Genomic DNA, 14,982 nt, shown 5'->3' with positions numbered 1-14,982 from the left:
AGGAGTTTTAATAATGGACGTAAGTGAAGCAATTCAATCCAGGCGAAGCATAAAAATATTTAAGGATATAGAACCAATATCTAAAATTGATGTTGAACAGCTGCTTCAAGCAGCAATAATGGCGCCTAATCATCATCGTACTGAGCCATGGAAGTTTTTTGTGCTCCAAGGTGATGGCCGCCTACCATTATCACGGGTTATGGGTGAATGGGCAAAGACGCTTGTCGATGACCCAAACAGTGAGAGTGGACAAAAACGCATCAATAAGATGATGAACAAACCCTTGATTGCACCAACTATTATTCTCGTGGCTCTAAGCCATGATGAAACAGGGAAAGGTATTTATTCAGAAGATCATTCTGCCGTTGCTGCAGCTATACAAAACATCTTGTTAGAAGCACATGGAATGGGGTATGGGGCCACATGGAAGAGTGGGCCAGCCTATGAGTGTGAGCCAGTAAAATCATATTTCAACCTCGGCGACCATGAAGAGATATTAGGTGCAATATTTATAGGTGAAGCGGATTTGAAAAAAGAACCTGTTGCAAAACGTCAACCATTCACTGAAAAAACAGTGTGGATAACAGAGGACAATCAGTAGATGAAAAAATTAGCAATTGTATTATTTTTAATCGCAACCTTGCTGATGTTTAGCGTTGGCACGGTCATACCAATTGAATATAACTTCATTGTGTATCTTTTTGTATTGATCTTTTTTGTCGGCGGCGTCTATTGTAGTGTCAGTATAAATTCTGATTCAGAATGATGAAGAAATATGTATTGAAATGCATAGAATAGGGTAATCTCTTATTATAAGGGATTACTTTTTTTATTTTATATGAGGTGATTTAATGCAAAAATACATATTTAGCGTTTTACTATCACTAATATTGATATTAACAGCTTGTTCAAGCCCAGAAGATAAATATGAAGCAAGTAAACAGTCTTTTAATGAGGATGTTTCTGTTCAACTTGTTGAGATTTTGAACCAGCTGAGTCAATATGAAAGTGAAACTACTGAATTAACAGCTGAGGCTTTAACCGACGAATCCTTAGAAGCTTTTAAAAATGAAGAATCTAATCTATTTGAAAAGTTAAATCAGAGGCAAGAAGCGGTCGATAATCTTACTGAAATTGCTGATGAATTAACAGGTATAAATGAGGACCTGGAAAGCATAAATGTTGAAGAAGATTCAGAGATTGATGAGACGGAATTAAATCAAACAAAAGATGCAGTTTCAGCCCTAACAAATGAGGTTCAAGGGTTTCAAGAAGCTTACAACAATTTATTAGATGAAGAAAGATCGTATTATGATGCGCTTATTCAAGATGATGCAGACTATACGACGATGACTGAAGGGATGTCATCCATTAACAGTACGTATGAGGATGTAAAATCACAATATGAGTCTGTTAATACACAAATCTCCGCAGTGAATGGCAATAATGAAAGTAACTATAGCACAGAACAGGCTGAAGATTCAGAGGAAGAAGTAGAACCACTTTACCAAGTAAACCCAGATACATCAGAGATTACCCCAATTGAAGAGGCGACAGATGCCAATGTAGCATTGATTACGATTGATGACGCACCAGATCATCATGCTGTAGAAATGGCACATACATTAAAAGAGCTAGATGCACCGGCTATATTCTTTGTAAACGGAATGTATTTAGAATCTGAAGAAGGTAAGGCAGCTCTAAAAGAGATTTATGATTTAGGATTTGCCATTGGGAATCATACTTATAACCACCCGAATTTAGGTGAAATGTCTCCAGAGAATACTGAGTTAGAGATTGTGGACACAAATGACTTAGTTGAAGCGGTAATTGGTGAGCGTCCAAAATTCTTCAGAGCACCATTTGGAGTAAACAATGACACTTCAATAGAGGTTGCTAAGGATGAAGGGATGACGGTAATGAACTGGACCTATGGTTATGACTGGGAACCTGAATATCAAGAACCTTCTGCATTAGCGGAGATTATGACAAACACAGAAGTGCTTAATGATGGTGCCAATTTACTTATGCATGACAGACAGTGGACTAAAGAAGCACTGCCTGACATCGTTACGGGTCTAAGAGATAAAGGCTATACTTTAGTTGATCCGAAAACAATTCAAGTTGAAGGTGGGGTGGATCAATGAGTACTCGGAATTTCTTAATTTTAGTTGGTAGTATACTCGTCGTCTTATTTATACTTTTAGGAATAGCGATTAATGCTGAAAATGCTTCTGAAGAAGATGTTGCAACGAATGAGGAAAATACAGAAGATCAAAATACAGAAGAAAGCAATGATCAAGAGGAAGAAGCAGATTCAGAAGGTGAAGAAACTGAGCAAACAGACAGTGAATCACCAACTATGAATATAAATGAGGGGCCCTTATACTCACTAAAAGAGGGAAGTACTTCTGCTTTCGGTTTTGAATCGGGCGTTGATATTCCATACCCAGAAGATGGGGTTAAAGGCGTCTATGTTACTGCATATTCTGCAGGTGGAGATCGTATGCAATCACTTATTGATCTTATTAACAATACAGAACTTAATTCTATGGTACTTGATGTAAAAGAAGATATTGGAGATATCATGATGGAATTAGACACTGAGGGTGAAGAAAGCAAACGCTTTATGCAGAACTATGTAGATGGTGAAAACTTAATGCAACAAATGGAAGAGAATGATATATATCCTATTGGTCGAATTGTTGTATTTAAGGATTCACGTCTCGCTCAAGATAGACCAGACTTATCATTTGTAAATTCCGAGGGCTCAGTTTGGCAAAACGGAAGTGGAGAAAGCTTTGTAAATCCATTCTTAAAAGAAGTATGGGATTATAATGTTGATATTGCCATTGAAGCTGCTAAGCTAGGCTTTAAAGAGATACAATTTGACTATGTGAGATTCCCAGAAGCATTTGAAACGATGTCATCAGAACTGCAGTATAGTTTTGGTGATTATGCGGACTCAGAAGAGGATGAAGTCCAGCAACGTGTCAGTGCTGTAACAGACTTTGTTGCCTATGCAAAAGAACGCTTAGAACCCTATGGAGTTGAAGTATCAGTAGATGTGTTTGGTTATGCAGCGACACAAAGAGAAGCACCTGGTATCGGTCAAAACTTCTCGCAAATATCTAATAATGTTGATGTAATTTCATCGATGATTTACCCTTCTCACTGGGGTGCAGGTGCATTTGGCTATGATACTCCTGATACCGAACCTTATGGCGTCATTGATGATTATATGAAGGTTGAAAACGAGGTCTTAGGTGCCTTAGATGATCCACCAAAATCAAGACCTTGGATTCAAGACTTTACAGCATCTTATTTAGGACTTGGAAATTATCTTGAATATGGACCAGCAGAAGTCGAAGCACAAATTCAAGCTCTAAACGACAATGGAGTGGAGGAATACTTAATTTGGAATTCCTCAAACGATTATTCAACAGATACGAATTATTAAGAAAGTGATAAGACGTGAGAGCCTTTTATATAAGGGTCTTACGTTTTTTTAATGTCAAAAACGCCTTTATTTATTAACTTTTCACAAATAAATGAAATATTATTTCTATAAAGTTTAAGGATTATTTCATAGTAAATATGAATGAAATTTCACAGAGAAGTTACTTATTTCACATCCGGAGTTGATTTATTGGCATTTTTAAGGTACATTATATAAGTTTCTGAAAAGTGATAAACTAAAATTTCAGATGAATGGAGATGGTAAGTATGGGGTCTGTGAATACAACAGATCAGAATGTACAAACAGAAGAAAGCGATCACTCCTTATCAAAGGTACCTTTCAATGAAAGAAAAATGGGCTGGTTGAGTATTACCAATATTACATTTGGTATCGCAACAGCAATCTTCTATTTTCAAATAGGTAGTGTTATGGCACTACAGTTCGGCGCAATCAACGCGATGATTTCTGCCTTATATGCAATTATTGTTGCAGGTGTTATGGGTTCAGTTATCGCATACCTATCCGCACGTTCTGGTATGAACGTCAACTTAATGTCACGTGGTGGAGGATTTGGATACATAGGTGCTTCACTGACATCTTTAATTTACGCTTCTAACTTTATTATGTACTGTGCCTTAGAAGGCATGATTCTTGTTTACGCAGTACATGAATTCTTTCCTGTAATCCCTGTTTGGATTCTCATTGTATTTTTTGGATTACTCGTTATACCTCTAAACTGGTTTGGTATCAAACAACTGGATAAACTCCAAAAATGGTCTTTACCTATATTCTTTATATTTTTAATTACAGCCATTGTTGTGTCATTCTTTACACCATCACAATATGACGGTGCATTCTGGACATATATGCCTGAAGGCGTTCAAATTGGTGGAACAGCACTCTTATTATGTATTGGTATGCAGCATGGTATTATTGGCTTAACAGCCTTAATTGCCTCAGACTACGCAAGATTCTTAAAACCTGGGCACATTAAAGGTGGATCAATTGCAATTGGTTTTATCCCGCAAATATTCTGTTACGGTGTGATGGGTGGACTCGGTATCTGGTTTGGTGTCCGTTTAAGCGAACCAAATCCAGGCGTTTATATCGTTCACTTACTCGGTATCGGTGGTGCATTATTTACAATTCTGACTCAGGTGCGTATTAATGTGACGAACATTTATAGTAGTTCGTTATCACTATCTAACTTCTTTGAAAATGTTGTTAAATTTACTCCAGGTAGAAGATTCTGGGTAGTTGTAGCGGGTCTGACTGCTATGTTTCTTATGCTCGCAGGTATTGTAGACCACTTAGATACAGCTTTAACATTCCAAGGTGTATTCTTAATGTCTTGGGCAGCGATCCTTGTAACGGACTTTGTTGCTGTCAAATGGCTGATGAAGATCGGGCCGAATTACTATGAAGAACGTCAGGAATACTTGTTTAAATGGAACCCTGTTGGTGTAGGTGCGCTCTTGATTTCTAGTTTATTAGGTACAATCGCAGCACTTGGCTATATGGGTGGATTTTTACAAAGTACAGCAGCATTTTTCGCAGCTGCGCTCGCAGCAGTTCTAACGATTATTATTGCCTATGTGACTAAAGGTAAGTACTACCTAAAAAGCGAAGTTCATGATATCGATGAAAGAGATATCATCGTAAAATCTAAGTAAATCTTTAAAAAATCGACGTAAAGACCTTGGGGTTAAGGTTTTACGTCGATTTTTTTCATCATTTATCGCGAAGTCGATTTAGATTCGAGTTCACGCTTTTTTCATTACCTACGTTTTTCAGACTCCCCAATAAGAACAGCTGCAGCAGAGTCTCCTGTAATATTCATAGTAGTATAAGCCATATCTAATATTCTATAGATTGCAGCGATTGGACCCATTAATTCTATAGGCAGACCAAGTAGAGATAGGAAGGATGCGCCTAGTACGATACCGCCACCTGGGATACCTGGAGCAGCCATATTAATTAAAGTCGCGATGAAAATTAGGTAAATAATTTGACCGACGCCTAAAGAGATATCGTAAAAGTCAGAAACGAATACAGCGAGTAAACTAAAGGATATGGCACCGCCCGCCATATTAATCGTCGTACCGAGTGGTACAACAAAGTTTGTAATCGAATCACTCACCTTAAAATCATTTGAGGTCACTCGAATTGTCGTTGGCAGGGTCACTGCTGAACTTGTTGTTGCTAATGAAACTAACCATACTTTGTAAATACCTTTAAGAAAGGCAATTGGAGTGAGTCCTGTATATAACCAAACTGGAATTAACATAACAATAATAAATGCAATGATACATGCAACGTAAGCAGTCACAATATATAATCCTAGAGCTGAGAAAATTCCGGGACCGTATTCTGCAACAGCATAGGCCATCAGAGAAATAACCCCAATGGGTGTCAGTTCCATAATATAGTTTAAGACTTTAAATATTACTTTTGATGAAGTTTTTAACAGGTTCTGCTTCTTTACCAACAGCGACAATGGCAACTGAAAAAATAACTGTAAATAGAATTGTTGCTAGAATGTCACCTTCACTTAGTGCCATAAATAAATTTTCAGGAATGATATTCATGAAGAAATCCTCAGCACTAGGTGAAGTCACCTCACCGTCATAACCCGTCGCTTCGATATCGATTCTTAGACCTGGTCGAACAAGGTATGAAATCACAAGACCGATACCGGCTGTGAAGACAAACATACAGACAAAGACTATGATGCTTTTAAAACCAATTCTTCCTAAGTCTTTGCCACTTCCGATATTAATAATCCCTGTTGAAACAGCAACAAAAATAATCGGGATAATCATGGCTTTAATAATATTTAAGTAAATATCACCAATAAATTTAATATCTAATGAAAACTGTGGTAAAAATAAGCCGAGTAAGATTCCGATAACGAAGCCAATGGCGATTCTTGTAAATAGGTGCTTACTACTCGTTAGTATCTTCTTCATTTTGAATCACTCCTTTATATTCTGGAATCTCACCTTTATTATAGGATCCCAATATATTTACATATGATGTTTTAAGTTTTAAAGCTTCTAATGCTCTATCGAAATTTTCTCGATTCAAACCATTTTCTATATCGATAAAAAACCCATAGGAGAATGGTCTGTTTTGAATGGGTCGACTCATCAAATAGACCAGATTGATATCATGTGCTGTGAAAATTTCAAGAATATGACTCAGAGAACCTGTACTGTGGTCAGTTTCTACATAAAGCGATGTTTTACCATGTAATACTTTTTTAGGTAGGGCTTTAGTAAAGATTAAAAACCGGGTTGTATTTAATGGGTTATCACTAATATTTTCACGGATGACATTCATATTATAGAGTTCTGCAGCATGACGACCTGCGATGCTGGCAATAGTTTCCTTCTCTGATTCTTTTACCATATGTACAGCACCTGCTGTATCACTAAATTCCTTAACCTTTATTTTAGGATATTGACTTAAGTAGGTATAACATTGTTCTAAAGCCTCTGGATGAGAATATACTTCTGTTACTTCATCGAGAGTAATTGGATTTTTAGATATTAAAGCATGGTCAATTTTAATATAAATTTCCTCGACAGCTTTTACATCTAAATATTTCATTAAATCAATGGTGCGGGTAATGGGACCACTTGTTGAATTTTCAACAGGCAAGGCGATGTAGTCGACTTCGTCGTTTAATAAAGCTTCAACGAGTACTTTAAATGTCATATATCCGACTGCCTCATACTCCGCATCAACGGCAAATTTCTTACAAGCTAAAGTACTATAACTTCCGGGCACACCTTGATAACCAATCTTCATGAGAAACACTCCTTAATAATAATAAAAAACCGGCTGAATTCATCTAGAATCCAACCGGTTGAAATTGTAACTTCATATATGACCAACCGATTAGATTTACTAATGGCTGGTTTTTAACACGACATTAAATCAGCCATTACAGATTAGGTATGCCTATATCCGTAATGGGGTGGATACAGGCCTATCTAAAACGGCTGAAAAAGTACGTATTTGATTGACTGATATTTACTTGATTTAACATAAAACCACTCATCTCAATTTATATGTTCATTATTCTAACAATTTAAAAAATTATTGTCAATTTAAATTGTACTAAATTGTGCCTGGTGCAGCGATTTATATATTCCACCTTCTAAATTTAATAACTCTTCATGAGTACCAGTCTCAGAAATACCATCTTTGGTCACGACCATGATCCGGTCAGCATTTTTAATTGTTGCCAGTCTATGGGCAATGACTAAGGTCGTTCGGCCGACGGCTAGACGGTTCAATGCTTCTTGTATGTATAACTCAGTTGCAGTATCTAAGGCACTTGTGGCTTCATCTAAGACGAGAATAGGTGGGTTCTTTAAGAACATGCGTGCAATGGCAATTCTTTGTTTTTGTCCACCCGACAGTTTCACACCACGTTCACCGACAACCGTATTCAAACCTTGAGGGTAGGAATCAATGAGTTCTTTTAATTGTGCCTTTGCTAGAGCATCATAGATTTCATCGTCAGTCGCGTTTTCCTTACCGTAAGCCACGTTTTCTCTTAGAGTACCTGCGAATAAGGACACATCTTGTTGCACTGTGCCGATATTTTCCCTTAAAGAAGACAGGGTTAGATCTCTAATATCGTGACCATCGATAGTAATCTTTCCTGCAGACACATCGTAGAAGCGGGGTAAGAGTGAACTTAAAGTTGTTTTACCCGCACCAGATGGTCCGACAAAAGCGATGGTTTCACCTACTTTTATATCAAAAGTAATATCTGTTAAGACATTTTTCTCTTCGTATTTAAAACTGACATTTTCATATGAAATATTTCCTTTAACATCTGTCAGTGTTATAGCATCTTCCCTCTCAGTAACATCACTTTTCTCATTCATAGTATCTAAGAAATGCTTAAAACCTGCGATACCGTTCGGGTAAAGCTCGATAACTGCATTAATTTTTTCAAGCGGTTTAAAGAGGACATTGGATATTAAGATAAATGCTGCGAAATCACCGTAAGATAATTCCCCAATTGTTACATAATAAGCACCAGCAATTAAGATAAACACATTAACGAGACGCATTAACATATAGGTGCTTGAGTTATTAAAAGACATAATTTTATAGGCCTTAAGTTTAGTCTCCCTAAAACGGTCATTAATCTTTTTGAATTCTTTTAACGCTTCATCTTCTTTAGCAAAGGCTTGAACAAGTCGAATACCACCGATTTTATCACCAATCATATGGTTGAAATCTGAGACACGTCCAAATAGTTCTCTAAATGCGACTGTCATTTTCTTGTTAAAGTAAATAGCTATAACAAGTATGAGTGGCACAATGATAAATGAAATTATAGCAAGCTCTGGATGAATGTAATACATAATACCAAAAGCACCGAGTAGCGTCATTACGGCAATAAATAAGTCCTCGGGCCCATGGTGAGCCATTTCACCAATATTCATGAGGTCATTAGTGAGGCGGGTTAGTAATTTTCCAGTCTTAGTATTGTCAAAAAAGCGAAACGATAAGCGTTGTATATGTGCGTATAGGTCATTACGAATATCTCTTTCGATATTTGTCCCGAGCATATGACCCCAATATGTAACAATAAATTGCATAAATGTATTAAATAAATACACCACTACAAGTCCAGCTGCAGCGAGTAGGATCCATTGCCAGTTACCGGTCGGTAGGAGTTCGTCAATAAAGGTGCTAACGATAAGTGGAAATAATAGCTCCAAAAGGCCGACAATAACCGCGGAGAGAAAATCTACAGTGAACAAGACTTTGTAAGGTGCATAGTATGAAAAGAATTTCTTCATCCTGTTCCCATCCTTATAAAATAGTTAGAGCAACTTGATTATACCACTAAAAAATTTCTGTAATAGAGTAAATATACAAGGTACTGGCTTATGATTAACTTATGGAGATTCTTAGTGTAAAATTAAGTATCGTAGTATAAAAAATTTATTTAAAAGTCTTAAGAGATTTGAGGAATTAGCATGTCAAAAATTAATTTAGGAATTATTTACGGTGGTAAGTCGACAGAACACGAGGTATCAATGCGCTCAGCTAAGAGTGTGTTAGATGCGCTAGATAAAAATAAATATAACATCAGTTTAATCTATATAAGTAAAGATGGACAATGGCGCCTGTTAAATGATAATCAGGAAATTAAAATGGTAAGTGACAAAGAGGCAGAAGAAGTATTTGTCTCACCTGCAACCGGTTTAAGAACAGCGAGTGAATTAATCGAATTTGATTCAGTTTTACCGATTTTACACGGTACTGCTGGTGAAGACGGAAGCATCCAAGGGCTCTTAGAGTTAGCAGGTGTGCCTTATGCAGGATGTGGTATTAGAAGTTCTGCGGTATGCATGGACAAGGATATGACAAAGCGTCTTTTAAATCTTGCAAATATTCAGACTGCTAAAGGAATAACGGTAAACTATTTCGATAAGGACCAAGTAAGTTTCGAGTCTACATATGAAATTCTTGGATTACCGATGTTTATCAAACCTGTGAATCAGGGGTCTTCAGTTGGTGTATCTAAGGTCACGAGTAAAGAAGAATTTACAACTGCCTTGGATTTAGCATTCTTGTTCGATACTAAAGTGATGATCGAAAAAGGCATTGATGGTAGAGAAATCGAAGTATCAGTCCTTGGTGCAGAAGACTTATTCGTCTCAGTACCTGGTGAAATCGTGTCACAGACTGAATTTTATTCTTATGAATCAAAGTACTTAGATGATGACGGTGCAGTGTTGAACATTCCGAGTGAACTCACTGAAGGCCAGACTAAACAAATTCAGACAATCGCTAAAGAGACTTTTAGAGCGCTTGACTGTGAAGGTATGGCAAGAGTGGATGTCTTTTTAACCAACGATGGTGAAATCATTGTCAACGAAGTAAATACCTTACCAGGATTCACGAGTATTTCTATGTATCCTAAATTGTTGGAAGTCTCAGGTATTCCATATAGCAACTTACTTGATGAATTAGTCCGCTTATCGATTGATAGAAGCCAAAGAAATAAAGCCTTAAAAACAGATTTTTCATAGGAGGACGCACCGTGGAAATACGTTTAGCCAAAGTAGAGGATGCCATGGCCATTGCGAAAGTTCAAGTTGAAAGTTGGCATACTACCTATAAAGGTATTGTGCCGGATTCATACCTTAACAGTCTAGATGTGAAAAAAAGAGAAAAGGTTTGGCAATCGGCAGCAGATACTCAGCCGATGTTTGTAGCTGAGTTAGACGGTGAAGTTGTCGGTTTTGTAATCGCTGGAGAGAACCGTGATAAGGATACCTATCCCGATTATGACGGAGAACTTTACGCGATTTACTCCTATCAACATGTCCAAGGTCAAGGTATTGGACGTGAACTTTTTGAAACTGCTGCTCGGAATCTATCTGAACGTGGATTTAAAAAGATGACGGTTGCAGTATTGACTGAAAACCCGACTGTAGGTTTTTATAAACATATGGGTGGAGAAATACTCGGTGAAGAAATCATTACTATAGACGGAGTAGACATTAACGAATCGATCTATGGCTATAGTGATATAAGTAAATTATAAAATTTTGGGGGTTTTATAGTGAAAAATGCATTAATAGAAAGATTAACTAGATATGTAAAAATTGATACTCAATCTGATGCCAACAGTGAGACAGTACCATCGACAAGTAAACAGTGGGACTTATTAAAAGTCTTAGCAAAAGAGCTAAAAGAACTTGGACTTACTGATGTTGACTTAGATGGCAAAGGTTATTTGTTTGCGACCTTACCGAAAAATACAGAGGGCTTAAGAACGCTTGGATTTTTAGCACATGTAGATACTGCGACGGATTTTACAGGAACAAATGTAAAACCACAAGTTATCGACTATGACGGTGGAAATATTGTCTTAAATAAAGATTTAAATGTCGCCTTAACACCAGAACAGTTTCCAAATTTAAACGGCTATAAGGGTCATACATTGATGACAACAGATGGCACGACCTTACTTGGTGCAGATAACAAAGCGGGTGTAACGGAAATTATGACTGCCATTGAGTATCTAATTGAGCACCCTGAAATTAAACACGGTGATGTGAGGATTGGCTTCACACCTGACGAAGAAATTGGGCGTGGACCCCATGACTTTGATGTAGATAAATTTAAGGCTGATTTTGCCTATACGGTGGACGGTGGTCCTTTAGGTGAGCTGCAGTATGAAAGCTTCAATGCAGCAGGCGCAAAAGTTAAGGTTACGGGTAACAGCGTCCATCCGGGTACGGCTAAGGACACAATGGTGAATGCCGCACGTATTATGTCAGAAATCGTTGCATCATTTGATGTGCATGACACACCTGAACATACATCAGGTTATGAAGGTTTTTACCATGTGACAAACTTAGTAGGTGATGTTGAAAATGCTGAATTCAATATGATTATTAGAGACTTTGATCAAGGCGCCTTTAAAGAACGTAAATCACATGTTCAAAAAGTAGTCGATTCATTTATCGATAAATACCCAGAAGCAGATATTCAATTAGAATTAAATGATCAGTATTACAACATGAAAGAAATTATTGAAAAAGATATGACACCAGTTGAACTTGCTAAACAAGCTATGGCAGACTTAGGTATTGAAGCGGTTATAGAACCTGTTAGAGGCGGTACAGACGGTTCTCAATTATCATATAAAGGACTGCCAACACCGAACCTCTTCACCGGTGGAGAGAACTTCCATGGTAAATTCGAATTTGCATCCATAGACGATATGGAAAAGGCGACACAGACTATTATTAAGATTATAGAATTAAATGCAAAATAAGGAAGAACATAAGAAAAAGGATTACTGTGAATTCACAGTAATCCTTTTACATTACTTATTCAATTTTTTAACTTCATCATCGATTGGTCTTGCCTTATTAAAGGATTGGCCAATGACATCGCCTGGGACGATACGTTTTAAGAAGAAAGCTGAAACTAAACCAATGAATAAGAAGCCTGTGCCGACTAAGAAGGCTAAGTTAATACCATCTAAGGTTGCTTGATTAATCATTGTCTCAGTTGGATTGTCCATTCCTCTTAACTGTAAGTTGGTATAGGTTTGCATAACTGTAATGAGTAGGGCTATACCAATCGAACCACTCACCTGGTTCAACATACTATTTAATGATGACCCATGTGGTGTTAAGTGAGGCGGTAGTGAATTCATGCCATTCGTCATAACTGGAGTGTTTACGAGTGTCATCCCGAGTGCACGAACCATGTAAATTGTTAATAGATAAGAGAATGGTGTATCAATTTCTAGTCGACTTAAGAAGAAGGTTGTGACTACCGCAATGGTTAAGCCAATAACCGCCATATTTTTTGGACCATACATATCAAATAGCTTACCTGAAACAGGGCTCATGAAGCCCATAATTAAAGCACCAGGAAGCATCAATAATCCTGTATCTAAAGGACTTAAGCCTTGTATATCTTGCATGAAAATTGGAATGAGAATCATACCCGCAAAAAGTGCCATGTTTGCTGCTCCGATAATGATCGATGCAATCGTGTACATCGGGTATTTATAGACTCTAAAGTCTAACATTGGGTGTTCGAGTTTCATCTGACGAAGTACGTAGGTTGTTACACCAGCAAGCCCGATGAACAATGGAATGAGGACTCTTGTATCTGCAAGTCCATATTCACCAGCAGAACTTAGTCCGTAAAGCACGCCGCCAAAACCAATTGTAGATAGAATAATAGAAGGTATATCAATATGTGCTTCTTTATGCTGTTTAATCTTCGGTAACTTCCAGAATCCAACCCCTAACACAATCACTAAAATTGGAATCATCATAAAGAACAACATATGCCAGCTGTAACGTTCTACGACTATACCTGATACGGTTGGCCCAATTGCTGGGGCAAAGAACATAACGAGACTGAAAAGCCCCATAGCTGTCCCGCGTTGGTTAGGCGGGAAGCTTACGATCATAATGTTCATCAAGAGTGGCATCAGCATCGCTGAACCTGACGCTTGAATCATACGACCAATAATTAAGACGATAAAAGCAGGTGCGAAGCCAGAAACAATCGTTCCGATTAAGAATAAGCCCATAGCAGCTAAGAATAAGGATTTCGCACTAAATTTTTGCATTAAGTAAGCTGTTGTAGGAATAATGATTCCAGAAACGAGCATGTAAGCGGTAGATACCCATTGGACTGCAGAAGTGGATACGCCGAAATCATTTTTGATAGCGGGTAGGGCGACGTTAAGAAATGTGTTCGATAAAAACGAAATAAATGCACCGGATAACAAGATAATAATAAGTCTATAATCCGGTTTAGATTGTACGGTTTCTGACATGTTGTCTCCCCTTTATATAAAAAATCAATTTATATATTATACCCTACTTTAAATAAAATTTCATTAAAAACTACCCAATTCTATTATCAATTTGAATATAGATAAAGAATCCAATCGTTATACCAAGTAAAACACTTATTGGTAAAGCATAATTGTCTGGTATCGAAGGTAAGAATGTTTCAATAATCCAATTTATGCCGAAGACAGCTATTGCCATTAAGACTAATGAAGACAGTAAACGTGTCATAGATTTCCTCCTATAAAACTGTTATTCTTAAATTCTAACAAACCTCAAGGTGGACAAGGGAGTAAAATAGCTTGATAATATAAATAAAGTAGTTTATTGGGAGGAGAATCCTTATAATGAAGACGAATTTTCATAATTACGCTGAGGAATACTTGCAGCATCGAAATGATATTCCGAACATGTTTTATGAAGAGTTAGAACGTCGTGGCATTGAATTATCCGGTGCAATTGTCGCTGATATTGGTGCAGGTCCTGGTTTTGTAAGTAAGGTTTTAAGTGATTACGGTTCAATCGTGGATGCAGTAGAACCTTCGGACGCCTTTATTGAACTAGGTAAGGAATACGTTGGTAATAATGACCGTATTAATTTTACTCAAGGGACAGCAGAAGAAACAAATTTGAAGTCAGATACTTATGATTTGGTATTTGTCATGAGAGCCTGGCATTGGTTTGATAGTGATAAGGCAACAGCAGAAATCAGCCGCATACTGAAACCAGGTGGCCTATTAATTGTCGGTGACATTGGCTTTACAGTTTCAAATAAAATGATGAAAGACTCAATGAAGATTGTAAAAAAACATTCTAAAAATGAGGAACTACACCCTGCGGGTTCAAAAGAAGATTCTCTACAGATGATTAATGGGTTTCCAGTAGAGTGGTTTAGCGACTGGAAGCACGGTAAGTTTTCAATTGAAGAATTTTTCAAAAAAGAGTATAAGGTGAAATTCACAGATCAAGAATGGATTGCACGTTTAGGTACATCATCTTGGCTAGTGAGATTTAAGAAAAAACAAAAGGATAAAGTACTTGAAGAGATTGCCGGTCTATTAGATCATTTAGATGAATCAAAAAAACATAAAGCACCCCATGTTTTAAACGTAGCTATATTAAAAAATATGAGGAAATAGGAAGCGAAAA

13 protein-coding genes and 1 pseudogene are annotated in these 14,982 nt (G+C 37.2%); 9 read left to right on the top strand and 5 right to left on the bottom strand.

What is annotated here, in order from left to right:
- Positions 1-13 precede the first annotated feature (13 nt).
- The 5 genes from EYB29_RS08825 to EYB29_RS08805 all read left to right on the top strand — a co-directional run bounded on the left by EYB29_RS08825 (position 14) and on the right by EYB29_RS08805 (position 5,133).
- Positions 14-601, top strand: a complete 588-nt coding sequence (locus EYB29_RS08825) for a nitroreductase family protein (RefSeq protein ID WP_166627073.1) — start codon at positions 14-16, stop codon at positions 599-601.
- Positions 602-766: a hypothetical protein gene (locus EYB29_RS08820; protein WP_156889150.1), complete on the top strand. Its 165-nt coding sequence runs from the start codon at positions 602-604 to the stop codon at positions 764-766.
- An 85-nt stretch (positions 767-851) separates the two neighbouring features.
- Positions 852-2,147, top strand: coding sequence for a polysaccharide deacetylase family protein (locus EYB29_RS11610; RefSeq protein ID WP_166627072.1), 1,296 nt, complete (start codon positions 852-854; stop codon positions 2,145-2,147).
- A complete protein-coding gene (locus tag EYB29_RS08810; protein WP_051220499.1) occupies positions 2,144-3,460 on the top strand; it encodes a putative glycoside hydrolase in 1,317 nt (438 codons plus the stop codon). Before EYB29_RS11610 ends, EYB29_RS08810 begins: the two co-directional genes overlap by 4 nt.
- A gap of 266 nt (positions 3,461-3,726) precedes the next feature.
- Complete coding sequence (locus EYB29_RS08805) at positions 3,727-5,133, top strand: purine-cytosine permease family protein (protein WP_026866767.1); 1,407 nt, start codon at positions 3,727-3,729, stop codon at positions 5,131-5,133.
- 104 nt (positions 5,134-5,237) lie between these two features.
- Here the strand turns inward: EYB29_RS08805 and EYB29_RS11605 are convergent.
- The 3 genes and pseudogenes from EYB29_RS11605 to EYB29_RS08790 form a co-directional block, all read right to left on the bottom strand.
- Positions 5,238-6,429, bottom strand: a pseudogene (locus tag EYB29_RS11605) (dicarboxylate/amino acid:cation symporter).
- Positions 6,407-7,273: a prephenate dehydratase gene (locus EYB29_RS08795; protein WP_166627071.1), complete on the bottom strand. Its 867-nt coding sequence runs from the start codon at positions 7,271-7,273 to the stop codon at positions 6,407-6,409. Before EYB29_RS08795 ends, EYB29_RS11605 begins: the two are co-directional and overlap by 23 nt.
- 302 nt (positions 7,274-7,575) lie before the next feature.
- On the bottom strand, positions 7,576-9,291 hold the full coding sequence (locus EYB29_RS08790) for an ABC transporter ATP-binding protein (protein WP_026866769.1): 1,716 nt from the start codon (positions 9,289-9,291) through the stop codon (positions 7,576-7,578).
- A gap of 180 nt (positions 9,292-9,471) precedes the next feature.
- Here EYB29_RS08790 and EYB29_RS08785 point away from each other — a divergent pair, with 180 nt between their 5' ends.
- From EYB29_RS08785 to pepT, 3 genes are read left to right on the top strand one after another with little or no spacing between them, the layout of a single operon-like run.
- The gene (locus EYB29_RS08785) at positions 9,472-10,530 is read left to right on the top strand and encodes a D-alanine--D-alanine ligase family protein (RefSeq protein ID WP_026866770.1); all 1,059 of its coding nucleotides are present in this window, start codon (positions 9,472-9,474) and stop codon (positions 10,528-10,530) included.
- Between the two features lie 11 nt (positions 10,531-10,541).
- On the top strand, positions 10,542-11,048 hold the full coding sequence (locus tag EYB29_RS08780) for a GNAT family N-acetyltransferase (protein ID WP_026866771.1): 507 nt from the start codon (positions 10,542-10,544) through the stop codon (positions 11,046-11,048).
- An 18-nt stretch (positions 11,049-11,066) separates the two neighbouring features.
- Positions 11,067-12,287, top strand: coding sequence for a peptidase T (gene pepT / locus EYB29_RS08775; protein WP_166627070.1), 1,221 nt, complete (start codon positions 11,067-11,069; stop codon positions 12,285-12,287).
- A gap of 51 nt (positions 12,288-12,338) precedes the next feature.
- Here pepT and EYB29_RS08770 read toward each other — a convergent pair whose 3' ends face one another.
- Together EYB29_RS08770 and EYB29_RS08765 are read right to left on the bottom strand one after the other, a co-directional pair.
- Positions 12,339-13,817 (bottom strand): MDR family MFS transporter, encoded by a 1,479-nt coding sequence (locus tag EYB29_RS08770; RefSeq protein ID WP_026866773.1) that lies wholly within the window; start codon positions 13,815-13,817, stop codon positions 12,339-12,341.
- A 70-nt stretch (positions 13,818-13,887) separates the two neighbouring features.
- Positions 13,888-14,064 carry a hypothetical protein gene (locus EYB29_RS08765; RefSeq protein ID WP_166627069.1) on the bottom strand — a complete coding sequence of 59 codons (177 nt, stop codon included), beginning with the start codon at positions 14,062-14,064 and terminating at the stop codon, positions 13,888-13,890.
- A 116-nt stretch (positions 14,065-14,180) separates the two neighbouring features.
- On the opposite strand from EYB29_RS08765, the gene EYB29_RS08760 reads away from it, so the two are divergent.
- Positions 14,181-14,972, top strand: a complete 792-nt coding sequence (locus EYB29_RS08760; protein ID WP_026866774.1) for a class I SAM-dependent methyltransferase — start codon at positions 14,181-14,183, stop codon at positions 14,970-14,972.
- Positions 14,973-14,982: the final 10 nt, after the last annotated feature.

This window comes from Jeotgalicoccus sp. S0W5 (assembly GCF_011634875.1).
Classification (GTDB): domain Bacteria; phylum Bacillota; class Bacilli; order Staphylococcales; family Salinicoccaceae; genus Jeotgalicoccus; species Jeotgalicoccus marinus.
The sequence above is the reverse complement of the archived record's forward strand: the minus strand, read 5'-3'. Positions and strand labels throughout refer to the sequence as shown.

What these genes read in the sequence shown, in the direction of transcription:
- EYB29_RS08795 (WP_166627071.1), bottom strand. Translation starts at nt 7,273, where the DNA reads ATGAAGATTGGTTATCAAGGTGTGCCCGGAAGTTATAGTACTTTAGCT.
- EYB29_RS08820 (WP_156889150.1), top strand. Translation starts at nt 602, where the DNA reads ATGAAAAAATTAGCAATTGTATTATTTTTAATCGCAACCTTGCTGATG.
- EYB29_RS08810 (WP_051220499.1), top strand. Translation starts at nt 2,144, where the DNA reads ATGAGTACTCGGAATTTCTTAATTTTAGTTGGTAGTATACTCGTCGTC.
- EYB29_RS08765 (WP_166627069.1), bottom strand. Translation starts at nt 14,064, where the DNA reads ATGACACGTTTACTGTCTTCATTAGTCTTAATGGCAATAGCTGTCTTC.
- EYB29_RS08825 (WP_166627073.1), top strand. Translation starts at nt 14, where the DNA reads ATGGACGTAAGTGAAGCAATTCAATCCAGGCGAAGCATAAAAATATTT.
- EYB29_RS08790 (WP_026866769.1), bottom strand. Translation starts at nt 9,291, where the DNA reads ATGAAGAAATTCTTTTCATACTATGCACCTTACAAAGTCTTGTTCACT.
- EYB29_RS08770 (WP_026866773.1), bottom strand. Translation starts at nt 13,817, where the DNA reads ATGTCAGAAACCGTACAATCTAAACCGGATTATAGACTTATTATTATC.
- EYB29_RS08805 (WP_026866767.1), top strand. Translation starts at nt 3,727, where the DNA reads ATGGGGTCTGTGAATACAACAGATCAGAATGTACAAACAGAAGAAAGC.
- EYB29_RS08785 (WP_026866770.1), top strand. Translation starts at nt 9,472, where the DNA reads ATGTCAAAAATTAATTTAGGAATTATTTACGGTGGTAAGTCGACAGAA.
- EYB29_RS11610 (WP_166627072.1), top strand. Translation starts at nt 852, where the DNA reads ATGCAAAAATACATATTTAGCGTTTTACTATCACTAATATTGATATTA.
- EYB29_RS08760 (WP_026866774.1), top strand. Translation starts at nt 14,181, where the DNA reads ATGAAGACGAATTTTCATAATTACGCTGAGGAATACTTGCAGCATCGA.